This window comes from Paracoccus pantotrophus (assembly GCF_008824185.1).
GTDB lineage: Bacteria > Pseudomonadota > Alphaproteobacteria > Rhodobacterales > Rhodobacteraceae > Paracoccus > Paracoccus pantotrophus.
Window position 1 is genome coordinate 199,614 of record NZ_CP044423.1, and the last position, 25,216, is coordinate 224,829.

The 25,216-nt window shown below is 64.5% G+C and carries 21 protein-coding genes and 2 pseudogenes; 11 read left to right on the top strand and 12 right to left on the bottom strand.

Annotated elements, in window-relative coordinates; genetic code table 11:
• Positions 1-31: 31 nt before the first annotated feature.
• Complete coding sequence (locus tag ESD82_RS00945) at positions 32-1,834, bottom strand: thiamine pyrophosphate-binding protein (RefSeq protein WP_147428468.1); 1,803 nt, start codon at positions 1,832-1,834, stop codon at positions 32-34.
• 152 nt (positions 1,835-1,986) lie between these two features.
• Here ESD82_RS00945 and ESD82_RS00950 point away from each other — a divergent pair, with 152 nt between their 5' ends.
• From ESD82_RS00950 to ESD82_RS00965, 4 genes are all read left to right on the top strand, one after another.
• Positions 1,987-2,829: a helix-turn-helix domain-containing protein gene (locus ESD82_RS00950; protein WP_104494057.1), complete on the top strand. Its 843-nt coding sequence runs from the start codon at positions 1,987-1,989 to the stop codon at positions 2,827-2,829.
• Between the two features lie 123 nt (positions 2,830-2,952).
• On the top strand, positions 2,953-3,648 hold the full coding sequence (locus ESD82_RS00955) for a hypothetical protein (protein WP_147428466.1): 696 nt from the start codon (positions 2,953-2,955) through the stop codon (positions 3,646-3,648).
• 19 nt (positions 3,649-3,667) lie between these two features.
• The gene (locus ESD82_RS00960) at positions 3,668-5,035 is read left to right on the top strand and encodes an aspartate ammonia-lyase (protein ID WP_147428464.1); all 1,368 of its coding nucleotides are present in this window, start codon (positions 3,668-3,670) and stop codon (positions 5,033-5,035) included.
• 24 nt (positions 5,036-5,059) lie between these two features.
• Positions 5,060-6,061: a glycoside hydrolase family 3 N-terminal domain-containing protein gene (locus tag ESD82_RS00965; protein ID WP_074991146.1), complete on the top strand. Its 1,002-nt coding sequence runs from the start codon at positions 5,060-5,062 to the stop codon at positions 6,059-6,061.
• A 318-nt stretch (positions 6,062-6,379) separates the two neighbouring features.
• Here ESD82_RS00965 and ESD82_RS00970 read toward each other — a convergent pair whose 3' ends face one another.
• A complete protein-coding gene (locus ESD82_RS00970) occupies positions 6,380-7,969 on the bottom strand; it encodes a GMC family oxidoreductase (RefSeq protein ID WP_085502670.1) in 1,590 nt (529 codons plus the stop codon).
• A gap of 191 nt (positions 7,970-8,160) precedes the next feature.
• On the opposite strand from ESD82_RS00970, the gene ESD82_RS00975 reads away from it, so the two are divergent.
• Positions 8,161-9,042 (top strand): sugar phosphate isomerase/epimerase family protein, encoded by an 882-nt coding sequence (locus ESD82_RS00975; protein ID WP_085502671.1) that lies wholly within the window; start codon positions 8,161-8,163, stop codon positions 9,040-9,042.
• Positions 9,043-9,105: 63 nt separating this feature from the next.
• Positions 9,106-9,863, top strand: a protein-coding gene (locus ESD82_RS00980; protein WP_114669439.1) for an IS5-like element IS1248A family transposase whose coding sequence is annotated in 2 segments (ribosomal slippage) — positions 9,106-9,427 and positions 9,427-9,863 — 759 coding nt in all. Because the reading frame shifts where the segments join, the coding sequence is not laid out codon by codon here.
• A gap of 2 nt (positions 9,864-9,865) precedes the next feature.
• Here the strand turns inward: ESD82_RS00980 and ESD82_RS00985 are convergent.
• From ESD82_RS00985 to ESD82_RS01015, 7 genes and pseudogenes are all read right to left on the bottom strand, one after another.
• Positions 9,866-10,170 (bottom strand): annotated as a pseudogene (locus ESD82_RS00985) (transposase); the annotation flags it as partial.
• A gap of 142 nt (positions 10,171-10,312) precedes the next feature.
• The gene (locus ESD82_RS00990; protein ID WP_147428462.1) at positions 10,313-13,024 is read right to left on the bottom strand and encodes a CoA-binding protein; all 2,712 of its coding nucleotides are present in this window, start codon (positions 13,022-13,024) and stop codon (positions 10,313-10,315) included.
• A gap of 11 nt (positions 13,025-13,035) precedes the next feature.
• Positions 13,036-14,310 (bottom strand): ATP-grasp domain-containing protein, encoded by a 1,275-nt coding sequence (locus ESD82_RS00995; RefSeq protein WP_147428460.1) that lies wholly within the window; start codon positions 14,308-14,310, stop codon positions 13,036-13,038.
• 76 nt (positions 14,311-14,386) lie between these two features.
• Positions 14,387-15,892 carry a tripartite tricarboxylate transporter permease gene (locus ESD82_RS01000; protein WP_074991326.1) on the bottom strand — a complete coding sequence of 502 codons (1,506 nt, stop codon included), beginning with the start codon at positions 15,890-15,892 and terminating at the stop codon, positions 14,387-14,389.
• Position 15,893: 1 nt separating this feature from the next.
• Entirely contained in the window at positions 15,894-16,451 is a 558-nt protein-coding gene (locus ESD82_RS01005) for a tripartite tricarboxylate transporter TctB family protein (protein ID WP_147428458.1), read from the bottom strand.
• 3 nt (positions 16,452-16,454) lie between these two features.
• Positions 16,455-17,426, bottom strand: coding sequence for a Bug family tripartite tricarboxylate transporter substrate binding protein (locus ESD82_RS01010; protein ID WP_244314475.1), 972 nt, complete (start codon positions 17,424-17,426; stop codon positions 16,455-16,457).
• Between the two features lie 62 nt (positions 17,427-17,488).
• Positions 17,489-18,562 carry a 4-oxalomesaconate tautomerase gene (locus ESD82_RS01015; protein ID WP_074991330.1) on the bottom strand — a complete coding sequence of 358 codons (1,074 nt, stop codon included), beginning with the start codon at positions 18,560-18,562 and terminating at the stop codon, positions 17,489-17,491.
• A 46-nt stretch (positions 18,563-18,608) separates the two neighbouring features.
• On the opposite strand from ESD82_RS01015, the gene ESD82_RS01020 reads away from it, so the two are divergent.
• Entirely contained in the window at positions 18,609-19,565 is a 957-nt protein-coding gene (locus tag ESD82_RS01020; protein ID WP_244314476.1) for a LysR family transcriptional regulator, read from the top strand.
• 99 nt (positions 19,566-19,664) lie between these two features.
• Positions 19,665-19,934 carry a universal stress protein gene (locus tag ESD82_RS01025; RefSeq protein ID WP_244314477.1) on the top strand — a complete coding sequence of 90 codons (270 nt, stop codon included), beginning with the start codon at positions 19,665-19,667 and terminating at the stop codon, positions 19,932-19,934.
• 49 nt (positions 19,935-19,983) lie between these two features.
• Here ESD82_RS01025 and ESD82_RS01030 read toward each other — a convergent pair whose 3' ends face one another.
• A complete protein-coding gene (locus ESD82_RS01030) occupies positions 19,984-20,448 on the bottom strand; it encodes a serine hydrolase (protein ID WP_147428456.1) in 465 nt (154 codons plus the stop codon).
• Between ESD82_RS01030 and ESD82_RS01035 the strand changes: the two are divergent.
• The 3 genes and pseudogenes from ESD82_RS01035 to ESD82_RS01050 form a co-directional block, all read left to right on the top strand.
• Positions 20,447-20,692 (top strand): annotated as a pseudogene (locus ESD82_RS01035) (IS21 family transposase); the annotation flags it as partial. The gene ESD82_RS01030 and the pseudogene ESD82_RS01035 overlap by 2 nt on opposite strands.
• Positions 20,689-21,453 (top strand): IS21-like element ISPve1 family helper ATPase IstB, encoded by a 765-nt coding sequence (gene istB / locus ESD82_RS01040; protein ID WP_114669629.1) that lies wholly within the window; start codon positions 20,689-20,691, stop codon positions 21,451-21,453. The pseudogene ESD82_RS01035 and the gene istB, both read left to right, overlap by 4 nt.
• A gap of 444 nt (positions 21,454-21,897) precedes the next feature.
• Positions 21,898-23,163, top strand: a complete 1,266-nt coding sequence (locus ESD82_RS01050; protein ID WP_147428452.1) for a LysR family transcriptional regulator — start codon at positions 21,898-21,900, stop codon at positions 23,161-23,163.
• Positions 23,164-23,213: 50 nt separating this feature from the next.
• Here ESD82_RS01050 and ESD82_RS01055 read toward each other — a convergent pair whose 3' ends face one another.
• Both ESD82_RS01055 and ESD82_RS01060 read right to left on the bottom strand, forming a co-directional pair.
• A complete protein-coding gene (locus ESD82_RS01055; RefSeq protein ID WP_011749535.1) occupies positions 23,214-24,065 on the bottom strand; it encodes an HpcH/HpaI aldolase family protein in 852 nt (283 codons plus the stop codon).
• A 26-nt stretch (positions 24,066-24,091) separates the two neighbouring features.
• Positions 24,092-25,066 (bottom strand): ABC transporter substrate-binding protein, encoded by a 975-nt coding sequence (locus ESD82_RS01060; RefSeq protein WP_147428450.1) that lies wholly within the window; start codon positions 25,064-25,066, stop codon positions 24,092-24,094.
• Between the last annotated feature and the right edge of the window lie 150 nt (positions 25,067-25,216).

Genomic DNA, 25,216 nt, shown 5'->3' on the forward strand with positions numbered 1-25,216 from the left:
GCGGGGGCGGCCGGGGTCACCCCCAGCAAGATCAGAGCATTTGCTCTTTAGCGCGCATTTCGGCGTAGGCCGCTTGCTCCTTCTCGTAATAAGCGGGCGAAGGAAAGTCCCACCAGCCAGTGGCGAAGGGGCCCGCCGCATCGCGCGACACCATCACCTCAACCAGCGTCGGGCCATCTGTGTTCAGTGCGGCCTCTAGGGCGGGTTCCAGATCCTCGTCCTTCTCCACTTTCCACGCGTCGAGGCCGAAAGCGCGGGCGGTGGCGGCGATGTCAGCGGAATATGGTTCGCCGTTGCCGGCATGGTGGTTAAATTCGGACGCGATGTGACGACCCATGAACTTGCGCTGGCCGCCGCGGATCGACATGTAGCCCTGGTTGTTCAGCACCAGGAAGACCACGTTGATGCCGTTCATCACGGCGGTGCCCATTTCGGGCAGCGACATCATGAAGTCGCCGTCGCCGACGATGGCCACGACCTTCTTGTCGGGGCAGGCCAGCTTGGCGCCCATGGCGGCCGGAACTGCCCAGCCCATCGGCGAGAACGAGCCCGAGGTAAGATGGGTGCGCGGCTCGTAGACCGGGAAGCTCTGCTTCACTGCGCCCTGCGTGTTGCCCGAGCCGACCACGACGATCCCGTCGCGCGGCAGCACCTTGCGCAGCGCGACCAGCGGCCGCTGCGAGGTAAAAGGGGTCTCGCGGCTGTTCTCGCGCGGTTCGACCTGTGCGTGCCAGTCGGCCTTGGCCTTTTGCACCTCGGCGTGGAAATCGGCGTTGCGGTCGCGCAGCGCAGTGGCGTCGGCATCGCTGATCGCCTCCAGCAGCTGGCCAAGCGCGATCTTCGCGTCCGAGACGATGCCGACCTCGGTCGGATAGGTCTTGCCGATCTCGCGCGGGTCCAGGTCGATATGGATCAGCTTGCCGGGCGGGAAGCTGAAGGACACGCCCTTGGCATAGGACGAGGCCGACCAGTCGGTGAAGCGGCAGCCCACCGAGACCACCACATCGGCCGAGGCGGTGATCTGGTTGCCGCAGGTGGTGCCGGTCTGGCCGACGGCGCCGATGAACAACTCGTTGTCCTCGGCGATGGCACCCTTGCCGTTCCAGGTGATGGACACGGCTGCGCCCAGCTTTTCGGCCAGCGCGGTCAGTTCGGCCGACGCATCGGCGGTGATCGCCCCGCCGCCGGCGACGATCACCGGGCGGCGGGCCGACAGCAGGACCTTGGCGGCCGCCTCGATCGCCTTGGGATCGGGATAAGCGACTCCGACGGGCAGGCGCTTGTCCAGCGGGTGGATGGTGACCTCCTCGGCCTCGACCTGAACATCCATCGGGACTTCGACATGAACCGGGCCGGGGCGGCCGGTCAGCATCTCGCTGAAGGCGCGGTGCATGATCGAGGGCAGCGTCCTGACCGAATGGGCCTGCCAGGCGCGCTTGGTCACCTGTTCGGTGATGCGCGGGAAGGCGTTGTCCTGCTGACGCTCGATCTCCTGCATGGTGCCGTGGCCCTGCATGTAGGTCTGCGGCGAGCCGGAGACATAGAACACCGCCGTCGAATCGGTATAGGCGGTCGCCAGGCCGATGATCGTGTTCGCCGCCCCCGGCCCGACCGAGGTCGAGCAGGCCATCGGCTTGCCGCAGGCGCGATAATAGCCATCCGCCATATGGACGGCACTCTGCTCGTGCATGACCTGGATGAAGGGGATCTCGGAGCCTTCCTGCAGGAAGGCGTCGAACAGCGACCAGATGCCGTGGCCCGGCACGCCCGCGACATATTCGACGCCGTATTCCTTCAGCGCACGCGCTACGACTTGTCCACCGGTAAGCTTCATGAGATTCCCCGTCTGGTTGCTGCACCCTTGGCATGGCGGTGCAAATCTGCGTTCAACTGCCAGCATGCTGCGGCCTTGACGAATTTGTCGCAATTTCGCATTCATTCGTTTCATGACGCAGACTGACGCACGGTCTGCGCAAGGATCTGGAGATGACCCGGTCAGACCTTACCCACGACCCCGCCGACCGCATGGCGAATTTCGCCGCAAACCTGCGCCTGCTTTGCGACCGGCAGGGCTCGATCTCGCAGATCTGCCGCAAGCTCGGCATCAATCGGCAGCAGTTCAACAAATACCTGTCGGGCCGCCACATGCCCTCGTCGGGCAACACACGCCTGATCGCGAATTTCTTCGGCCTCGGCCCCGACATCCTGTTCAGCGAACATGAGCGTTTCCGCGCTCTGGTCGACGGCAACTTCTTCGACGTGCTGGACCATCTGCGCCGGGCGCCGCAGGTCGCGCGCTTTCTCGATACGGTGGCGGTCTCGACCAAGATCGACATGGGGGAATATGTCGGCTGCTATGACCGCTACCAGTATTCCTCGATCTACGCGCGCAAGATCCTGCGCTCGGCCTTCTGCATCTTCCAAAGCGGGGATTTCCTGAACCACTATTACGTCGAGCGTTTTCCCAGCTACGACGACCCGTCGCGCACCGAATACATCTTCAAGTATCACGGCTTCACCTTCCCGGTAGAGGACCGCGTCTTCACCATCGACTTCGAGACGGTGCAGCGCAACGAATTCACCTTTGGCATCTTCTCGACCGTGCAGCGCAGCGCCAAGCGCTTCATGTTCGGCATCGTCAGCGGTGTCGCGGCGACGATGTTTCGCCAGCCCTTCTCGACCCGCGCGGTGCTGCATTACCGCCGCCCCGGTTTGCTGAGCCGGGCGGAGCTGCAGGCGACCACGACGCTGGACATGAACGATGCCTCGATCCCCCGCGAGGCGCGCGAATATCTGGGCGAAAGCCCCGACATGATCAAGCCGGTCTGAACCGACGCACGCGATGCCTGGAACTGCGCCAGTCTGCGTCAGTTTTGCGGTGGTCGCGCAATGGTCTGGAAGGTCTTTCCGTGCTGTCCTTGCGCCATATCCAGCATCCTCGGGGACATCACCATGCACAACCAGATCCGCGACCTTGCCTTTGCCGACGAGTTCATTAAGGCGCAGCTCGTTGAAAATCCTAAGGATTACCTGGTCGAGGACGCCGTCGTCGTCAACCTGTCGCCCGAACCGCTGGTGACCGGCACCGATCATCCCGCCATCGTCCCGGCGTGGAAGTCGACCTGGCTCAGGGGCGGGACGATTCGCTCGGGCGAGCGGGCCGCGATCATCAAGGTGCTCAAGCCCACAAACCTCGGTGGCTGCATGTTCCGCGGCTGGGACTGGCTCGGCAACCGGATCAAGAGCTTTCCGCGCGACACGCCGCTGTTCATCTCGGCCCAGGACAGCATCGGCCTGGTCACGACCGACCCCCATGTCTTTACCAACGAACGCCGCACGGCCGAGGAACCGCAGGAGTTCGAGCTGAAGCTGAACCTGTGGTGGTCGCCGGGCGATACGGATTGCTTCATCCATAACGAGCATCCCTTTCTTGAGGTGCATACCCAGATCCACGGCCTCGGCCGGATGCAGAAATTCGCCGAACGCGACGAGAATACCCTCTACGAGGATGTGATCATGCCGACCGGCTATTCGCATGATCCGTTCTGCCGCGTGACCGGCCCGAACCAATGGACCTATCCATGGCACCGCTACTACGCCGACACCGATTCCGTCTGGCTGGCGGTCGAGCTGCACCCCAAGGGCTGACAGGCACCAAGGAGGCGCAATGATTTCCGGCGAATCCTGGATCCGCATCGAAAGCGATGAACTGGGCAGCCGCCGGCTGCCGGGCGAGGCGCTCTATGGCATCAACACGCTGCGCGCGGCCGAGAACTTCCCGGTCTCGGGCATGAAGATCGGGTCGCTGGCGCCGCTGATCCGCGCCATGGCGCTGACGAAAAAGGCGGCAGCAGCGGCGAATTACCGGCTGGGCAAGCTGTCGGCGCGCAAGGCCGAGGTGATCGGCCGGGTTTGCGACGAATTGATGGCCGGCCAGCATGCCGGTCATTTCGTCATCGATGTGTTCCAGGGCGGCGGCGGCACCTCCAGCCACATGAACCTGAACGAGGTGATCGCCAATCGCGGGCTGGAGCTGATGGGCCGCGCCTGCGGCCAGTATGAGCACCTGCATCCGATCCGCGACGTCAACCGCTCGCAATCCACCACCGACGTCCATGCCACGGCGCTGCGCATCGCGCTGATGCAGGGCGCGCCTGGGCTGGAACGGGCGCTGCTGGCGCTGGCCGAAGCCTTTGCCGGAAAGGCGCAGGAATTCGGCGGCATCCTCAAGCTGGCGCGCACCCATCTGCAGGACGCGGCGCCGATGACCCTGGGCGAAGAGTTCCACGCCTTCTCGACCGCGCTGCGGCACGAGGCGGCACGGATCTGGCCGGCCTCGCAAGGCCTGGCGGGGCTGAACCTGGGCGGCACCATGGTCGGCACCGGCCTGGCCGCGCAGCCGGATTTCGCCGAGACGGTGATCGCCGAGTTGCAGCGCCTGACCGAACTGCCCCTGCGCCGCGACGACGATCTGGTCTGTGCGGCCTGGAACAGCGCTGGCCTGGTGCAGTTCTCATCGCTCTTGCGCGGCATCGCGGTGACGCTTTCCAAGATCGCCAACGACCTGCGCCTGCTGTCCAGCGGTCCGCGCGGCGGCATCGGCGAGATCGCCCTTCCCGCCGTCCAGCCCGGGTCGCCGCTGATCGCGGGCAAGGTCAATCCCGTGATCCCGGAAATGGTCAGCCAGGTTGCCTTTCACGTTGCCGGGGCCGATGTCGCCGTTGGTATGGCGGCCGAGGCCGGGCAGTTGCAACGCAACGCCTTCGTGCCGCTGATGGCGCATTGCCTGTTGACCAGCCTGGGCATGATCGAGAGCGCCGCCCGCATCTTTGCCGAACGCTGCGTGCAGGACATTCGGGCGGTGCCCGAGGCTTGCGCCGGCAATCTGTCGGCACCCGGCACCCTTGCCGCCGGGCTGGTGCCCCTGGTCGGGCACGAGGCCGCCGCCGATATCGCCGAGGCGGTCGCCAGAGGCGAGGATCTGGACGCGCTCTTGCGCGCGCGAGGCTTGGCGCCGGGCGATCCGGCCGACTGAATTCAACCCGCAAAGAAACCTGAGATGTGCCTGGAGGCCGATGCCCATGCCGTGCTGTTGCCGGCGATTGACGACCTGATGCTGACCGATCCGATGGCGCGTTTCCTGGATCAGGGCGGCCGCGCCCTTCTGATCGGTGAAACGCGGGCGGAATATGTCGCGCGACGCATGTCGGATGCCCGCTGCCGGGGTGAAAGCGCCGACAAGTTGCGCGCACTGACCGACCGGATCACCGGCCTTGCCGGCCCGGCGCTGGTGGCGCTGGATCAGGAGCCCTCGGGCATCCGCCGGCTGCACGGGCTGGTGCCGCAACTGCCCGACAACCAGGTGCTGTACGCCATGGCCTCGGAGGAGATCGAGCGGGTCGCGTTCCGCATGGCCCAGGCGGCGCGCGGAATGGGCGTGACCATGTTCCTGTCGCCGGTCATCGACGTGGTGACCGGGCGCAATCCCTGGCTGCAGGGCCGGACATTGGGCACCGATGCGGCCGAGGTGGCGCGGATCGGCTGCGCCTTTATCCGCGGCGTCGAGGCGGCGGGCGTCGTCGCCACCGCCAAGCACTTCCCCGGCCATCACGACATCGACGGCGATCCGGCGGTGGATGCGGCCACGGTCAGCGGCGGAGCCGACGCATTGGCGCCCGGCATGGTTCCCTTTCGCGCGGCCATCGCCGCGGGTGTGCGCGCGGCGATGACCGGGCCGTCGCTGGTGCCGGGGATGGACGCCGTAATGCCCTCGTCGCTTTCTGCCACCACCATCGCCGCGCTGCGGGGGCTGGGTTTCACCGGGATGGTGGTCAGCGACGACCTCGACGCCATCGGCACCCTGCGCGGCCAGCGCGACGTCCCGACGGCGGCGGTCGAGGCCTTGCGCGCAGGGTCCGACCTGCTGCTTTTGTCGGCGGCGAACGATCTGGAACAGGTCCGCACTCGCATCCTGTCGGCCGTCGCCGAAGGCAGCCTGCCCGAGGAACGCCTGACGGAAGCCGCCGTCCGCGTTCGCGCGCTTGCCGGCAGCATGGGTTAAAGGCAGGATGCGACGGCGGGCAGGGCGACGCCAGCCGCCACCGGGTTACAGGTTGGTTCTGAACCCTTCGACGGTTGCCGGAGATGGGCTGCGGGGTGACGATGGTTTCCTTCGGCCCACGATGACGCGCAACTGTCCCGGGCAGGAGGCAATGGCCTCCGCCGCCGACATCAGTGGCAGTTCGTGAAAGAAGCCGCCGTTCAGCGTGGTCCGGCCGCCCCAGGAAAGATCGGCAATGATCGCCTCGTCCTTGCCCGTGGCCAGGTCGGCGAGGGTGCCGGAAATCTCTCCTCGGGGAGGCGCCGAGAAACGCCGCCGTCAGCGGCGGCGCATCATGTCCGACAGCTTCTCGCCGATCATGATGCAGACAGCGTTCGGGTTGCCCGAGATCAGCGTTGGCATGATCGAGGCATCGGCGACCCTCAGCCCCTCGATGCCATGGACGCGCAATTGCGGATCGACGACCGCCATGTCATCCACTCCGGCCCGGCAGGTGCCCGCCGGGTGCAAAGCCGCATGGGCCGTGGTCTGGCAGAAGCGCCGGATCTGATCGCGGGTGACAGGTCCGGCCTCGGGCAATTGGCGGCGCTCGACATAGCGGCTGATCGCGGATTGCTCCATCACCTGCAGCGCGAACATGGTGCCGTCGGTGATGGTTTCCAGGTCATGGGGATCGCTGAAATAATTCGGGATCACACGGGGGAAGGCGGCGGGATCCGCGCTGGTCAGCCGCACCTCGCCGCGCGAACGCGGGCGGATCTGGCCAAGGTTGATCGTGCAGCCATTGCCGCCTGGGACGGCCTCGACCCCTTCCTCGACCCCCGCGCCGACGACCATGAAATATTGCACGTCGGGATGCCTTTCCGCCCGGTCGGCCCACCAGAAGGCGCCGCCCTCGATCAGGTTGGAGGAAGCCGGGCCACCCTTGAACAGCAGGTAGTTCAGTCCCGCCAGCGCCTTCCAGTGCAGCTTCTTGTACTTGTCATAGCTATGGGGGCCATTGAGCTGATAGATCAGCGAAATCTCGATATGGTCCTGAAGGTTCTGCCCGACGCCCGGCAGGTCGTGGACGACTTCGATTCCATGGCGGCGCAGTTCGTCCGCCGGACCGATGCCGGACAGCATCAGGAGCTTGGGCGTGTTGATTCCGCCCGCCGACAGGATGACCTCGCGCCGGGCGCGGATCGTCCGGGTCCGACCCTTGGCGACATATTCGACACCCGTCGCGCGACCGTTCTCGACCAGCACGCGCAGCACCCGCGCCCCGGTGCGCACCGAAAGGTTCCTGCGTTTGCGCGCGGGCTTCAGATAGGCGACCGCCGCGCTGCTGCGGCGTCCGTTCCGCGCGGTGATCTGGTAGAGCCCGCAGCCGGCCTGATCGCCCGAGTTGAAATCCGGGTTCAGCGGCAGCCCCTGCTGCTGGCAAGCTTGCAGCCAGGCGCGGGTCAGCGGATGGATATGGTCGATGTCCGAGACCCCCAAGGGCCCGTCGATGCCGTGGGCCTCGTTGCAGAAGCGGTTGTTGTTCTCCGCCTTGCGGAAATAAGGCAGGACGTCCTGATAACCCCAGCCGGACGCCCCCAGGGTTTCCCATGTCGCGTAGTCGTCTGGATTGCCCCGGATATAGATCATCGCATTGACCGAAGAGCCGCCGCCCAACACGCTGGCCTGCACCATCGTCGGCTGCTCCTGGCGGCTCTGGCCGTCCGTCGGCTCCCAGGGGAAGCGCTTGAGCAGCGGGCCCTGCGCGGTTTTGTAATAGGCGCCGGGGATATGGATATAGGGGCTGAGGTCGCGCGGCCCTTCCTCCAGCAGGACGACCTGCGCGTCTGCGTCCTCGCTGAGGCGTGCCGCCATGACGCAGCCGGTCGATCCTCCACCGACGATGACATAGTCCGCCCAGTCCATCCCGTATCTCCTTCCGGCCTGTTGACGCAGTAAGCCGGGAGGCGGTGGGGTTGGCAATTTCGCAAGCATGACGCCAATGACGCAACAGCGCGTGGCGATTGCGTCAGGTTGCGCAAGAATTCGTCGGACTGCGCAATTGCCGGGGCGGCGGCTCGCGCGGAAACTCCGTATATCCTAGGAAAGGAAAACCCATGTCCGCCGAACGCCAGACAATCGTCCTCCATTCCCTGATCGCCAAGGACGCACCCATGGCGATGGACCTGAAGATCGCCGCCGATCTGGGCTATGACGGCATCGAGATCTCCGCCGCCAAGATGCGCGCCTTCCTTGCCGCCGGATGGACCGAGGCCGACCTGGCCGAGCGCCTGCGCGGTTACGACATTCCGGGCACCGGCTTCCTGATGGATATCGAGCGGCATGGCGGGGCCGAAGAATCGCTGTGGCGGGATGCCGCCGAGCTTTTCCATCTGGCGCAGATCGCGGGGGCGAAGGCCGTGCAGGCGATCACCGGTCCGGTCTCGGTCGCCACGGTCAGGGCGCATGCCGCTGGCCGGCCGGTGACCGGCTATTCCGGCGTCCTTGGCCTGTCCCGTGACGAGCAGATGCGGATCACCGCCCGCAACTTGGCCCGGCTGGCCGACATGGCCGCCGAGAGGGGGCTGATCCTTTACTTCGAGGCGCTTGGCTGGTGTCCGCTGAACACCGTCTCGGACCAGCTGGAGCTGATCGACCGGGCGGGGCGGAGCAATATGAAGATAGTGGTGGATTTCTGGCATTGCTATGTCTCGGGGGATACGCCCGAGCGGATCGCGCGGATCGAAAGGAATGCGATCTATGGCGTGCATGTCTGCGATTCGCTGCGCCACGACGGCGGCATCCCGGACGAGGCGGTGCTGCGCGACGTGCCCACCGGCGGTGGCGTGCTGAACCTTCAGGAATGGGTGGATGCGGTGAAGGCGACGGGCTATGTGGGCTGGTGGAGCGGCGAGTTGTTCTGCCGCAAGCAGCATCAGGACGACAGTTTCAAGGTCGCGGCAGGGATGAAGGCGCGTCTGGAACGCCTTATTCTCTAGGGTCAGGATGCATTGATTTTCAGTGTGCTACGTGATTCACGGCTCGGAAAACGGAGCGGTGACATGAGCGACCTGTACTGGCTGACCGACGAGCAGATGACCAAGCTTGCCCCTTTCTTCCCGAAGTCGCACGGCAAGCCACGCGTCGATGACAAGCGTGTTCTAAGCGGGATTATCTTCATCAATCGCAATGGTTTGCGCTGGCGAGATGCCCCCAGGGAGTATGGGCCGCACAAGACGCTCTACAGCCGGTGGAAGCGTTGGAGCGAGAAAGGCATTTTCGCCAGGATGATGATCGGGCTGGCCGCCGACCACGGCGAGGAAAAGACCGTGATGATCGACGCGACCTATCTGAAAGCGCACCGCACCGCGACCAGCTTGGCCGTGAAAAAGGGGGGCGTGGACGCCTCGTCGGCCGGACCAAGGGCGGCATGAACACGAAGCTGCATGCCATCTGTGACAGCCAGGGCCGACCGCTCGACCTGTTCGTCACCGCAGGGCAGGTCAGCGACTACATCGGGGCGCGGGCGTTGCTCAGCAGCCTCCCAAAGGTCGATTGGCTGCTCGGGGATCGCGGCTATGACGCCGACTGGTTCCGGGAAGCCTTGCAGGACAAGGGGATACGAGCCTGCATCCCCGGCCGAAAGCAGCGCAAGACACCGGTCAAATACGACAAGCGCCGATACAAGCGGCGCAACCGCATCGAGATCATGTTTGGCAGGCTCAAGGACTGGCGGCGCGTGGCAACCCGATACGACAGATGCCCGAAGGTCTTCCTCTCGGCCATCGCGCTCGCGGCAACCGTCATTTATTGGTTATGAATCCTGACCCTAGGCGGGATGCAGGGGCGGATGCCGCGATCCTTGAGGTCGTCGTGCAGCCAGTCGGCATCATAAGCCTTGTCACCCAGAAAGCGCCTGGCTGTCGGCAGATGGCGCATTAGCACGAGGACACCCCGGCTGTCGGCCATCTGGCCAGGGGAGAGGAAGAAGTCTAGTGGGCGTCCTTTGCCGTCGCTGAGCATGTGCAGTTTGGAGTTCAGGCCACCTTTCGTGCGCCTGATCGCCCGCGGACGATCCCCCTTTTTCGAAGGCTGGTCGCGGTGCGGTGCGCCTTCATGAAGGTGCTTGCCCATCAGTTCGTCCACAGAGTCAACCTTGATGCCGCCCTCGATCCCGACCTTCGGAGCGAAGGCCACCCGCACCCACCCCCTCAAAATCACACCGAATTCTTACACTACCGGAGGATGCGGTATGCCCGCCTCCCGTTGCTACACGACGTGCTTGCAACCTGATGCCGGGGTGCGGGTGTCCATGTTGCGGCCGCGGTTCAGATGATCGTCGATCTCGGCCGCAGCGCCGATCATCCGTCCGAACAGGAAGATGGTGAAGGCCGCAGTCTCCAGATTGGCGTCGGTCATCCTGCCGGCCTGGTAGTCCTTCCACAGCACTGCCAGCAGCAGCGCCGCGATGATCGCATCGACATTGACGCAGAAGACATAACGGCTGGCCCCCACATCATAAAGCTGGCGCACCAGCTCGCGATAGAAGTGGTGAAAAATGTTGTATTCGCCGCGTTCTTCCATGAACTGCGCGATGAAACGTTCGCGCGGGTCGAAATTCTCGGGCTTGCCCTTGAAGATCGGGTGATGGACCCCCGGCAAGGCGCGAACCTCGGTCCCCAGTTCCTTGGCCGTCGCCTTGTCGCGCTTATAGGCCAGGGCGAAGTCGCGTGCCATCCCGGTCAGGTCCAGCCCGTGGTTCGGATCGGTCGGATCCTTCAGCCCCTTGTCGCGGAATTGATCCAGCAGGAAGGCCATGCCCTCGAATCCGTTGCCGCCGTGGCTGTAGCCGGAATGGGTCAGAAAACCGGCCATGGCCTTGTTGATCTGGACCCGGTCCGGCGTCTGCGGCCCATCGGCCGAAACCGCGCCCTTGGCGCCCTGCGCCGTGATCGACCCTGGCCCGTTTGAGATCAGCAAGCCGATCAGGATCTGCACATAAAGCGCCTCGGTCGGGTCAGGCTTCTTGCCGGTCATGGCGAGACAGCAGATATCAGCCATGGTCCAGCGCGAGAAACGCTCTTCGCGCGGGATGCCCCACAGGCTGCCCGGCTGGTGATGCCTGCCCGGAATGGTCGCGCCGACCATGACGCCGTAAAGCCGCATATACCAGGGCAGGGTCTCGGCGGTCAGGCGGCTGATGCGCTTTCTGGCAAGTGGCCCCCAGGCGATGGTCGTGGTGATCGCGGCCAGGATCGCGTCGCGCGACAACCTTTCGCCAAAGCCCAGCAGGAATCGCAGGAAGACCGACTTGCCGCCACGCGCCTCGATCGCGGCCAGCATGGCCTCGGGACGGGGGTCGTCGGCCTCGTCCGGAGTGGCCAGGAACAGGGCACGGGTCTGGTCGTCGACTTCGATCTTCGACAGGTCGAAGCTCTCGTCCCGCCCATCGCGCAGGCCGGACTGCGCGAACAGCGCAATCAGCGCACGGGCACAGGCCAAGGCCCGCTCGACCCGCTTTGGCCCGGTGATGGCTGCGGCGACCGACATCACGGTGTTGGGCGAGTTTCCGGCGTCCCGCGCGGCATCGGCTGCCAGCAGGATCGGATCGCCGATCAGGTTCACCTCGGCCGCGACGGCCACATCCAGCATGGCGCGATCATGGGCATCGGCAAGCTCATGCACCAGCGGCAGGGCGAACATCGCCTCCAGCGGCTGCAACGCAAGGTCCAGCACGCGGTGGCCATGCACACTGGTCACCTGGGTCTTGGGGTCCATCTGCGAGGCACCCGAGGTGTCCTTCATCGACTGCCGTGCGATCACCGCGCCGATCTGGTCCGACAGCGCCGCGATCTGCGCGTCATAGGGCGCGGGCGCCGTGACGACCGGCTGCGCCAGGTCTGGAGGCAGCTGCAGCCCCTGATCGTTAGCAATCCATGGCTTGAGCGACAGAGAGCCGCGCGGCGCAAAATCGGGCTGGATATCGTTCAACGCCATCACCGCCGTCAGCGCCGCCGGAATATCGGCGATATTGGTGACCAGCGCGCCCTTGGCCGAGACATGCGGCGTCTCAGACGTATAGATCCCGTCCACGTCAAAGGCTTCCATGAACCAGAGTTCCTTGTCCTCGGCACTGTCGCCCGAGCCCGCCATGGCGCCCGCGTGGCCCACGGCGCGGGTCAGCTTGGCCTTCCAGCGGCCGACGACGCAGGCCACCACCGGCTTTTGCCAGTCGATGTCCTTTTCGTAATAACCGCCCGGCTCGACATACAGGACGCCCGCCTTGCTGCGGTCGTCCTTGGCGAAAGCCAGTGCGAAATCCCGCGCCGCATACTGGATATAGACGTCCTTGCCCGACGAGATCAGCGTGGTGGTGCCCCAACCCGCCGTGGTCAGGTATTGCGCGATGGTGGTGGTGAAGCCACCCGAGTTCGAGAACACCGCGACCGAGCCCTTGACCAGCGATTCCTCGGGGTGATCGCCGCCCAGCGCGCCGCCGATACGGACCTTGTTCCAGCTGTCGGCGACGCCAAGGCAGTTGCCGCCGATGATGTCGATGCCATTGGCCTGCGCCATGGCCCGGATTTCGCGCGCGTCATGAACGGCGATCTTTTCGGTGATGATGACGATCTTTTTCAACTCGGGGTTCACGCGGATCAGTTCCGCCACCCCATCGCGCACACCCGAAGGCGGCAGATAGACCACGCCGGTGTTGAAATCGTGCCCGGCGCGGATGCCTTCCAGCACGGTGTTGAAGACCGGGATGCCGCCCGCCGGCGTCTTCAGCACCTGCCCCGAACGGCCGGGCGAAGTGCCGAAGACCACGTTGCCGCCGGAAAAGGCATGGCTGACGGGCGTGACGGTGCGGCTTTCGCCGCCCAGGATGTTCAGGACGCAGACCCGATCCTCGGGCGAGGCGACGGCATCCAGCCGGTCGACGCCAAGGAAATAGGGCAGGCCGGAAATCGGTTTCTGTCTCATGTCTGCCTCCTTCAGGCCGCGATATTCATCGAGCAGGCGATCTGCTCGCGCCCGCCGGTGCGCATCCACTCGTCGATGCGCTTGGCATAGTTCACCACCTCGGAAATCGCGCTGTCGAAGCCGAAGAAGCGATAGGGCACGCCCAGGCTGTCCAGCGTATCGGCAAGGTTGCCCATGCCGCGCACGAGGTTCGGCCCGCCGCGCCCGACGACGACGTAAAGCGGCACCGGGCCATGCTTGGCGAAGTGTTCGCGCAGCGCGTCGCCCATGCCGCGGAAGGTCTCGTGAATGTCGGTGTTGTTCGACTTGCCGCCGATGATGAACAGCACGTTGGTCTGCGCCAGGAAATGCCGATAGCAGATCGCCGCGACCGATTTCATCTTCTCATAGGGCGGGTTGCCGCCGAAATCCGACGAGATGATCGCAGCTTCGCCCAGAACCTCGGTGACAAGGCTGTTCGCGCCCCCGCCGAAGGTCGGGGCCAGGATGGTGCCGAATTCGTTGACGACGAAGACATCCGACTGGCCCTGATGGGTGCGAAGCTGGTTCACCTCCTGCTCGAATTCGGAAAGGTCGGCGGCGAACAGATGCTGCGGCAGGCCCAGACGCGCGACGCGCGGATCGTCGCGGTCGAAGCCGCATTTGAAGTCGCAGGCCACGGGCGTCAGCCGCCCATCCTTGCCCGGCCGCATGCGGATCGGGTTCAATTCCAGCGTGGTCATGCCGTAATGGTGCATCAGTTCCCAGAGCTTCGGCAGATGCTGGACGAGCGGCGAGATCACCTCTTTCGGGGCGCCGATATCGGTCAGCGCGTTCGCCACGACAAAGGCCTTCAGCCCGGTCAGCGCGTCGAAGGGGATCGAGGCGATCTCGGATCTGTCCAGTTCCTCGATATCGACGCCGCCGCGGTGGGTGATGGTCATGGTCGGCGCGCGATAGCGCGTGTCGTCGGTGATCGAGAAATAGATCTCGTGTTCAGCCGGAATGCCCGCCTCGAAGGTGACGCCATTGGCCTTGGCGGTGGCGTTGCCGTGGCGATGCTCGGCGAAGTAAAGCCGCTCCTTTTCCGCCAGCGCGGTGCGCAGGTCGCGCGCCTTGCCGATCAGCCCGGCCTTGCCTTTCTTGCCGACGCCGCCGCGAAACACGGGCTTGACGAAGACCAGCCCATGCCGGTCGATCAGCGCCTGGATGTCGTCCTCGGACGCATCAGGGCCAAGCACTTCGGTCGTAGGGAAACCGACATGAGCCAGCAGACGCGAACCCGTGAGCATTCCGGTCACCTCCATGAGGTTCCTCCTGTCATTCTGAATTGTCTGGGACGGGGGATACGGAAACGCGGCCCGAAGGCCGCGCTTCAAGAGTTCAGGCGTCGGTAAAGATCTCGTCGCGCGACTTGCGCATCGAGGGCAGGACGGCGACGGCCAGCGCCATCAGGGCGACCAGCAGCAGGGCGGCGGACAAGGGCGAGGTCACGAAGGTGCTCATGCCGCCGTCCGAGATGATCAGCGCCTGGCGCAGCTTTTCTTCCAGCAGGCGGCCCAGCACGAAGCCCAGGGCCAGCGGCGCCGGCTCGAACTGCAGCTTGTAGAGCGCGAAGCCCACCAAGCCCATGACACCCGCCATGATCACCTGCGCGCCGTCGTTCGAGATCGAGAACAGGCCGATGCAGCAGAAGGCGACGATGGCCGGGAACAGCAGGCGATACGGCACCTTCAGCAGCTTCACCCACAGGCCGATCAGCGGCAGGTTGATGACGACCAGCATCAGGTTGCCGATCCACATCGAGGCGACCAGACCCCAGAACAGGTCGGGGCTGTTCTGGATGACCTGCGGGCCCGGAACGATGCCCTGGATCATCATCGCACCGACCATCAGCGCCATGACCGCGTTCGGCGGGATGCCGAGCGTCAACAGCGGGATGAACGAGGTCTGAGCGCCCGAGTTGTTGGCCGATTCAGGCCCCGAAACCGCCTGCGGCACGCCCGTGCCGAAATCCTGCGGCCGGTCCGACAGGCGCTTTTCCAGCGCATAGCTGGCGAAGGGGGCCAGGATCGCGCCATTGCCCGGCAGCACCCCCAGGATCGAACCGAGGCCGGTCCCGCGCAAGATCGCGCCAAGGTTTTCGCGCAATTCGCCCAACGTCGGCAGCAGGCGGCCGATCTTGTTGCGCATCACGTCGCGCTTTTCGGGGTCGGCCAGGTTCTTGAAGATCTCGCCGAAGCCGAAGATGCCCATCGCCAGTACGGTGAACTCGATCCCGTCGGTCAGCATGTAGATGTCGAAGGTCATCCGCTCGCGGCCGGTTTCCATGTCTGCACCGACGCAGGACAGCAGGACGCCCGCGACAATCATCGCCAGCGCCTTGACCAGCGAGCCATGCGCCAGCACGACCGCCAGCACCAGCCCCATGATCATCAGCGAGAAATACTCGGCCGGCCCGAACAGCAGTCCCAGCCTGGTCATCGGGGTCGCCAGCGCAGCGATGACGACGGTGGCCACGGTGCCCGCGATGAACGAGCCGATAGCGGCCAGGCCCAGGGCAAGCCCGGCCTGCCCCTTCTTGGCCATTTCATGCCCGTCGATGGCAGTCACGACCGCCGTGGCCTCGCCGGGGATGTTGACCAGGATCGCCGTAGTCGAGCCGCCGTATTGGGCGCCGTAATAGATGCCCGCCAGCATGATCAGCGCGCCGGTCGGGTCCAGGGACAGGGTGACCGGCAGCAGGATCGAGATCGTTGCCACCGGACCCACGCCCGGAAGCACGCCCACCAGCGTGCCGATCAGGCAGCCGATGAAGCAGAAGAATATGTTTTGCAGGGTGGCGGCGACCGAAAGCCCCAGACCCAGGTGTTCGATGACGGCCATCATGTCAGTATCCGATCAACCAGGGCGCCACGGGCAGCGAAAGCCCCAGCGCATAGCGGAACAAAGCCACGCAGACGACGGTCAGGATGACGGTGAAGGCCAGGAGCTCGCCGATGCGGACATCCTTCGCGGCAAGGCCGGACAGGAAGATCGCCAGCGGCGTCGCCACCGCCATGCCAAGCGCCGGCACCTCGAACGAACCGAAGTGGTGACCGCGAATGGTGATCGCGAACAGGAAGACCCCGGTCAGCACCGGCAGCATGTCACGGATCGGCCAGCGGCCGGTCGATTCCGGCCTGTCCTTCCAGGTGATGGCGATCTGCACCAACCCCAGCACGATCAGGATGATCGACAGCGACCGCGGCAGAAGTCCGGAGCCCACACCGCCCTCGCCCCCAAAGGGCAGGTCGGCGCCGGCATAAAGCGCGAACAGGCCGAGGCCGATCAGGCTGAGCCCGGCGAGCCGCTCCCGGCCCAGCCAGGGGCTGGACGGGGGCGGCAGCGGCGGGGACGGCTCATGGGCCGGAAGATCGACCTGAATTATCTCTGGGGCTTGGCTCATGGCTTATTCCACCTTGATGTCGGCCGCCTTGACCACCTCGCCCCAGCGGGCACGTTCGGCGGCCATGAAATCGGCGAAGTCCTGCCCGACCAGGTGCGAGGGCACGCCGCCATCCTTCTTCAGGCTCTCGATGAAGGCCGGATCGGCCAGGGTTTCCTGCGTGGCGGCGGCCAGCTTGTCGCGCACGTCCTGCGGCAGGCCTTTCGGACCCAGCAGGCCATACCAGGCCGTTGCGCTATAGGTCGGCAGCGCGGCTTCGGCGACGGTCGGCACGTCTGGCAGGCCCGGGAAGCGCTCCTTGCCGGTCACCGCCAGCGCCTTCAGCGTGCCGTCCTGGATCAGCCCGATCACCGAGGGAACGGTGGTCACCATGAAATCGACGTGCCCGCCCAAGAGGTCGTTGATTGCCGGACCCGCACCCTTATAGGGAACGTGCTTCAGCTTCACGTCCGCGGTCTGGCCCAAAAGCAGGGTCGCGACATGGCTGGCCGAGGCATTGCCGGCCGAACCATAGACAAGCTGGCCCTCCTTGGCCTTGTCCAGCAACGCCTGCATGGTGTCGACCTGCAGGTTGGGCCCCGCCACGACGACCAGTTGCGCATCGGCGATCATGGCGATCGGGTCCAGCGTCTCTACCGGATCGTTGCGCAGCTTGAAGATATGCGGGTTCACGACCATCGGCCCCTGGTTGCCGATCAGCAGGGTATAGCCGTCGGGCTGGGCCTTGGCGGCGACATCGGTGCCCAGGTTGGCCGCGGCGCCGGGACGGTTCTCGACGATCACCCGCCCGCCCAGCGATTTCTCCAGGCGCGAGGCGAAGATGCGTGCGATGGCGTCGGTGCCGCCGCCGGCCGCATAGGACACGACTATGGTGACCGGCTTTGACGGATAATCCTGCGCCATGGCCGGAAGTGCGGTCAGCGTCATGGTTGCCGCGGCAACGCCAAGCATGAAGCGGCGTGTGTAGTTCATCATGTTGAATTCCTCCCTAGGGGTTTGAATGGGCCGCGGACGCCTCCTCGACGCCGCAGAGAGTGTCAGTTTTTGCGGTGCACCAGCGCGGCGCCTTCGAAAAGGCGGCGGCAGGTCCGGGTCACGAAGACGATCGGCCCGCCGCCCGCCGCCTCATCCAGTTCGACGCGAACGTCCATGCGGCCGGTCGGGTGTTCAAACGTCAGGTCCGCCGGATAACGCAGATCGGATAGCGCCGTGCCCACGATACTGTCGGGCAGGGTGGCCGCGATCGCGACCGAGACCGCGCCGGTCGTCGCCAGCGAGCTGTGGCAAGTGTGCGGCGTGAAATAGCGCACGGCCAGGCTGCCGCCGTTCTTCGGCGCGCCGATCAGCACCGGCTTCGGCAGGACCGAGCCGCGCACACCGCCCAAGCCCATGCGGCGCCCGGCCTCGATGCGGATCTCCTCCAGCTTCGTCATGAAATCGCGGTTCGCGTCCAGCTCGACCGCGCTTTCCGAACCGGTCAGGCCAAAGGCCTCGGCCCGCGCGATCACCACCGGCGTCGCGCCGTCGATCAGCGACACTGGGATGCCGTCGATGATCTCATGCGGGGTGCCGGAGGGCAGCATCATTCCGGTCTTCGCGCCTATGGCTTCCAGGAACGCCAGATAGACCGGCGCGGCCGTGCCTGGCACGCCGTCGATCTGCGCATCGCCTTGATAGCGCAATTCGCCTCCCGGAGTCTGGATCCGAGCCTCGATAATCTTGCCAGTGTTCACGTTGTGAACCTTCACCCGGGTCTCACCGTTCTCGGCTGCGACCAAGCCCTGCTCGATGGCGAAGGCGCCGACAGCCGACAGCATGTTGCCGCAGTTCGGCCCCGTGTCCACCAGCCGCTCCAGCACGTTCACCTGCGCGAAGAGATAGTCGACATCGGCCCCCTCCCGCGTGGCGGGTCCGACGATCGCCACCTTCGAGCTCAGTGTGTTGCCGCCGCCAATGCCGTCGATCTGCAGCGGATGGCCCGAACCCATGATCTCGATCAGCAACTGATCGCGCTGCTGCGGGTCGCTGGGCAGGTCACTGCGCAGGAAGAACGGGCCCTTCGAGGTGCCGCCGCGCATCATGACGCAAGGAATGCGGATCTGATCGTCCACGTCGATTCTCCTCCGAGGTCTCTCCATCGACCTCATGAGATTGCAAATGCTACAATCGAACTGTGTTGTGAATTGCAAAGAGTTGCAGTATTGTTGCGATATGCGGAACAATTTCGAGTTCTTGGACCTGCGTGCCTTTCTGGCCGTGCTGGAATTTGCCTCGTTCAGCGAGGCAGCAAGGCACCTGAACCTATCAACGCCGGCGCTTTCGCGCAGGATCAAATCCTTCGAGGAAGCCGTCGGAGCACAGCTGATCGAACGCACAACCAGACGTGTCGCGCCCACACAGATCGGGCGTGAACTGATGCCTCTTGTCAGGCGACTGGTGGATGAATTCGAGGAATCGATCCTGTCGATCAGCGATCTGCGCGGCCGTCATCGCGCGCAAGTGACGCTCGCATCAGTCCCGACCGCAGCGTTTTACTTCCTGCCGCGTGTGATCGAGACCTTCAATCAGCGTTTTCCCGGGATCAGGTTTCGCATCATGGACCTATCCGCAAACGAAGGCCTGGATGCCGTCGCGAACGGCGAGGTGGAGTTCGGCATAAACATTATCGGTGCTTCGCGGGAGGAACTGGTATTTACACCGTTGATGGAGGATCCGTTTGTCTTGGCCTGCCGCCGCGATCATCCTCTAGCGGCAACGTCGACATTGCCTTGGTCCGCTCTTCAGGGCCATCCCCTGATCGGGGTCTCGAAGAAATCGGGGAATCGGGCGGTGCTCGATCACGCTCTGGCGGTTGCAAATCAACAACTTGCGTTAAACTGGTTCTATGAGGTGAACCATCTTTCGACCTCCTTGGGGCTAGTCGAGGCGGGGTTGGGAATATCGGTCCTGCCGAAGCTGGCCACTCCGCAGCGGGAACATCCGTTGATCGCAACGATCAAGCTTGTCGATCCAATCGTCACGCGATCCATTGGGGTTGTCGAACGACGCGGCGCGAGGTTGTCGCCGTCCGCCATGCGTTTCAGGGAAATGCTGGTGACCGAATGGCGGGGCTAGACCGCGAGAGCAACCTTCTCCTCGAGGCGCTGGCCAAGATCGAGGCCGATTTCCAGGGTGCCGGTCGCCCATGACGGCGGGGTTTCGGCGGTAAAGGCCGTGGATCACATCGCCCGCAGCCCGCTGTTCCAGGGGCTGGACATCCATGTGGTCACGGTCGGCAGCGCCACGTCCGAAGCACTGAAGGGGTTGGCGCATGCCAAGGCTTCCCTGCAGGCCGCCGGGATCAGGGCCGAGACCGCGATCCTGCCGGGGCGGCCGGAAACCGCGCTTGGCAAGCTGGTGGATGAGGCGCAGTTCGGCATGCTGGTCATGGGGGCCTACGGCCATTCGCGCAAGCTCGACCTCGACGTTGCATGCTCCGACTGATATGCCCTGCCTTCGATACGGTCCGAAGGGTGGCAAGGCCAAGAACACATCAAGGCTGGTTTCGCTGTCCCGTTTCCAGAACGGCCCCGATCAGGGCCAGCCCGGCATCCACGCGGGCGGGATTGGGGAAGTTGCGATTGGCCAGGATGACCAGACCCAGATCCTCGTCCGGGATGAAGGCGACATAGCCGCCGAAACCGTTCGTCGATCCGGTCTTGCCGAACAGCACCGCATGATCGGAGGCATCGGGCGGGTCCAGCGGCGTGGCGGGCTGGCTTTCCATGACCATCTCGGCCGCGTTCCCGGCCAGCAGTTGGTCGCGGGAAACCGGCCAGGGATAGCGTTCCCAGATCATCGCCTGCTGGAAATGCCGCGTCCCCGTCTGGCCGGCATGGGTCTGCGCCACGGCCGCGCGCAGATCGGGCGCGACATCCGCATCGCCCAGATTGATCCGCAGGAAGCGCAGCATGTCCCGCAGGTCCGATTTCAGGCCATAGGCCTCGTCGTCGAGCATCCAGGTCCTGCGGTTGCTCGAGACCTTCGATCTGGCTGACCTGCATGCCGCGGTAAAGCAGGCGCTTCAGATGGGCGCGATCGGCTTTGACGCCGTAAAGCACCTGCTGCTTTGCCGTGTTGAACACCGTCCGCCCCGGCTGGACCTGGACTGCTATCCCTATCTGCCGCGGACGACAGTCGATAAGACCAGGCCCGGGTCCTATATGCGGCTGCTGTCGAGCGATGCAGAGGACGCGGCATGAACGACGCCCCGGAAATCCTGCTCACCCATCACCTCAAGGCCCTGAAGCTGCCAACATTCCTGCGCGAACATCAGAAGCTGGCCCGGCAATGCGCGGCCGAAGGCATGGACCATGTCCGCTACCTTGCCCGCCTCGTCGAACTGGAGCTGATTGACCGGGAGCGGCGGATGGTCGAGCGCCGCATCAAGGCCGCCAAATTCCCCGCGGTCAAAAGCCTCGACAGCTTCGACTTCAGCGCCATTCCGAAGCTCAACAAGATGCAGGTGCTGGAACTGGCCCGCTGCGAATGGATCGACCGTCGCGAGAACGTCATTGCCCTCGGCCCAAGTGGCACGGGCAAGACGCATATCGCCCTTGGCCTCGGACTGGCGGCTTGTCAGAAGGGGCTCTCCGTGGGCTTCACCACCGCCGCGAGCCTGGTCAGTGAGATGATGGAGGCCCGCGACGAGCGCCGTCTGCTTCGCTTTCAGAAGCAAATGGCCGGTTACAAGTTGCTGATCATCGACGAACTGGGCTTTGTGCCGCTGTCCAAGACCGGCGCCGAATTGTTGTTCGAGCTGATCTCGCAACGTTACGAGCGCGGCGCGACCTTGATTACCAGCAATCTGCCCTTCGATGAATGGACCGAGACCTTCGGCTCCGAGCGCCTCACCGGCGCACTGCTCGACAGGCTGACCCATCACGTCAGCATCCTCGAGATGAACGGCGAGAGTTATCGTCTCGCCAACAGCACTGCCCGAAAGCAGCAACAAAAGTCCTGAAATCAGATGGTGCTGTTTTGGCCCAAGGGGCCAATGCGCCATGGCACGCGCCAGCTATCTGGTAAGCGCGCGCGCCATGGCGCCGGTCACCGCCGCGTGGCCGGATTTTACTCCGCCGCGTGGCCGGATATTGCACCGCCGTTGACATGCCGGTCAGGACGCGCAACGAGGTGGGGATCTGGCCTGTCCTGTTCATCACCGTGTCGCAGAGCGGGAAAGTTATGGAATTCTCTTGGCGAATTTTGCCCGTATTGGGGCTGGGCACCATCCGCGAGCGCGAATTTCTTATGGGCTGGGCGCAGTTTCTATTGGTCCCCCTTCGGTCCAGCCGCTAGCCTTGTCAGCAGAGAGGAGGGCGCCCGCCGGATCGCGGATCCAGCACGGGCGCGCCGGCGCGTGTTTCCGCAGCGCGGAATAGCCGCATCGAAGACAAGGGAGGAAAACATGTTTCACCTCGCGGACGTTCCGAACCTGCGCCATCTGCGCATGGTCCAGGTCATCGGCAAACTCGGTGGAGTAAGCTGCGCCTCGCGCGAATTGAGCACCTCGCAGCCAGCCGTGACCCAGGCTGTGGCCAATATCGAGGCCGAGATCGGGCTGCCCATCTTCGAACGTTGCGCTACCGGCACCTATCCCACCACGATCGGGAAGCAATTCCTGCTTCGTATCGACCGTTTCTTCGACACGCTCGATACGGCGCTGGCACAGGTTCTCGGCCGGCCCGATGGTGCGGCGGACCGCATCCCGCCCCGGATAGAGCGACTTGTGACGGGAACCCAGCTCCGCGCGCTGATCGTGACCTGCGAGCAGGGCCGCGTCAGCGAGATCGCCGATTCACTGGGCCTGTCGCCGGCCTCGCTTTTCCGCTCGGCGCGGAGCTTCGAGCGAGCGCTCGGCAAGCAGCTTTTCGACCGGACGGCGCAGGGTCCGATCCCGAACCGCACTGGAAACTACCTGGCCCGCGAATTCCGCCGCGCGGTGCGCGAATTGGAGCTGGCACGGGGCGAGGTGCTGCTGGCCGCCGGGACCGAGAGTCTCGAGCTGGTCATAGGCACGCTTCCCATGGCGGGATCGCACGATCTCGCCGAGGCGACGCGGCGGTTCATGTCCGCCTATCCCTCCACAAAGGTGCGGCTCGTCACCGGCGAATATCACAAGCTTCTCAATGATCTTTCAAACAGCCGGATCGACATGATCTTCGGCATGCTGCGCCGTCCCGAATGGGCCGACGATGTAAGCGAGGAAGTGCTTTTCACCGACAACTACTGCCTGGTTGCTCGTGTCGGGCACGCGTTGACGCGGCTTGAGGACGTCACCCCCTCGGATCTGGCCGGCTATGAATGGGTGGTCCCGCAGAAGGGCACGCCGCGGCGCAACCGGATCGAGCAGATCTTCGCAGATGAGCCGGTGCGGCCGAAATTTCATCTCGAAACCTCGTCCCTGACGATGATCCGCTCGCTGCTGCTGAATTCAGATACGGTTACCCTGATGACCCGGTCAGAGTTGCAGAACGATGTCGAACTGGGCGTTCTCAAGGTTCTGCCCTGCAGGTTTCTTGACAATGTGTTGCTGAAGGGCGTGACGACGCGCAGCGACTGGCTGCCGACCGCGGCGCATAACGCGTTTCTCGACTGCCTGCGCGAGGTGACAGGAAAGGCCAACCACGCGGGAAAGCCGGATTCGGGATCTGACATCCGAATGGCCTCCTGACGAGGCCTTATCGAAAGGCAAGGCCCGGAGCTTATGCTCCGGGCCCTTTTTCACATCAGCGATTTCGCCTTTTCCAGCGTGGCATAGCTGCGCGACGGACTGGTGAACAGGATGTCGTAGCCCTCGGCAATCACTTCGCCCGCATTGGCCAGGGTGACATGCGGATGGGCGACACGCATTCCCGCGGCCTTGGCGGCGGCCAGGATGCTGCGCTTGGCCTCGGCGACGACCGGGTGCTCGTACTGGCGCGGATAGCCCAGTTGCTGGCTCAGGTCGCCCTCTCCGATCATGATCGCGCCGATACCGGGGACCGCAAGGATATCCTGCAGGTTCTCCATCGCCTCGACGCTTTCGATCATGACGATGACCATGATCTCGCCTTCGGGGACCAGGGGCCAGACATCTGCGCGCGCGTAATATTCCGGCACAGTCAGTCCCCAATAGCGCGAGGCCGTATTGGGCGCATCGCCGCGCAGTCCTTTGGGCTCGTAGTTCGGTGCATCCTTGGGGCGGGCATATCGGCAGGCGGCGACCGCGTTGCGGGCCTGCTCGGCCGTCGCGATATGCGGGAACACGACGCCGTAAACGCCCTGGTCCAGGACCTGCTTGGCCATCCAGGTGTTCATCTCGGCCCCGTTCGCGGGAATGCGGACAAAGGGGGTCACGCTGGGACGCAGGCTGGCGCCCTCGATCATGCGCCGCCGGTTCAGCATGAACTGCAGCGCGTCCCGCAGTTCGGAGGGCGAATAGGGCGTGTGCTCCATCTCGAAAAGCACGCCGTCGAGTTGTGACATCCCCAGCTGGATTGCTTCCTCGCGCTCGGCGCGGGCAAAGGCCATGGTCGGTTTGCGGCCCTCTTCCAGTGCCGCGATGATGCCGTTCAGACGTCCGGTCTTGTCCATATCTTTCTTATCTCTCTTTCGTGGGTTCAGAACGGCAGGAACATGTCTTCGGCCTTGTAGGGCCGGGGGATCAGGCCTTGCTGGTGGCCGTAGCGGATCAGCGCCTCGATCGAGGCTCGGTTTGCCTCCAGCCCATAGGGCAGCGGGTCGTCACCGACGATCTGCATCAGCTTGCGGTCCTTCTCGGCCTGCTTGCCCGTTGCGGTGCCGGCGCGAAGCGCCTCCAGATAGGGGGCCTTGGCTTCGACAAAGGCATCATAGAGCGAACGGGCAAGCCCGGGATTTGCCTGCAGCACCTCTTCCTTGATCGCCAGCGTGCCGTGGATCGGATAGACGCCGTTTCGGGCATAGACTTCGCGGTCAAGTTCTGCGGCATTGGGGAAAAGCTGACGCAGGTCGTCGGGCAGGGCAGGGCCGCTCTCGTTCCAGCCCGCGCCGGGCTTGCCGGCACGCCCGATTCCGGCATCCCCGGTGCAGGCGGCATCCAGCTTGCCCTCGGCCATCATCGCGACCAGCGAGGAATCCTCGGCAACGTGGCGGACGTTCGCGGGCAGCTTCAGCGCCGCGACATGCTCCTCGTCGTCAACCCACCAGTTCACCTTGTCGATGTCGACGCCGTATTCGTTTTGCAGCAGGCCGCGTTTCCAGACGCCGGTAGTTACCGAATAGGCGCGGACGCCGAAATTCTTGCCCTCCAGATCCTTCGGCGCTTCGATGCCTGCGCCCGGCCGCACGACCAGGCCTTCGTGATGAAAGCGGCGAACGAAGAAAACTGGCAAGGCGATGATGGGCACGCCATAGGCGCGTGCGATGATATAGGTCGTGGGGGCGATTTCGCAGGCATCGAAAGCCAGGTCGCGCACCATCCGGCGGAAGGCGGCGATATGGGGCTTCACCTCCTCGAATTCGAGCTTGGCGCCGGATACGGCGACCGTGCCGGATTTCAGCGCCTCGGTATAGGGATAGGTGCGCAAGGCCACCTTCAGGGTGGGCGTGGACATGCGGATTCCTCTCTGATCGGAAACTGTCATCCCCGTTGCATACGGGGCCGTCCTTCTTCTAATCCCGCGCCACGCCAATTGTTTAATAGGAGATCGCGCCTTTCCCATAGGATTGCCGCTGCGGTCTAAAGCCGACCGGTTTCATATATG